The sequence below is a fragment of the Vibrio sp. OPT46 genome (assembly GCF_015163535.1).
In the GTDB taxonomy this organism is placed as follows: domain Bacteria; phylum Pseudomonadota; class Gammaproteobacteria; order Enterobacterales; family Vibrionaceae; genus Vibrio; species Vibrio alginolyticus.
The window spans coordinates 1-203 of sequence record NZ_JADDYG010000822.1 but is presented as its reverse complement, the minus strand read 5'-3'; the positions used below and the strand labels follow the sequence as shown (position 1 = coordinate 203).

Sequence of the window (203 nt, the reverse complement as noted above, 5' to 3'; positions counted from 1 at the left end):
GTCTCTTTGACTCGAGAGGATGTGAATCACCTGACTGGGCGTCAACGCCTTGATCCGGGTTTTGTTAATGATGTGCATTATGAGCTGATGCAATATGGGATGGCTTTCGTTACTGATACGAGCCGAGAAAACTTTTATTTAATACCTGTTTCTCAAGCGGAAAATTGGCGTGAGAGACTAGAGTATCATTTTGAAAAAGAGCT

General features: G+C 42.4%; 1 protein-coding gene. It reads left to right on the top strand.

The window, feature by feature from the left end:
- A partial coding sequence (locus tag IQR33_RS28090) for a hypothetical protein (protein WP_193844259.1) occupies positions 1-203 on the top strand: 203 nt, incomplete at both ends.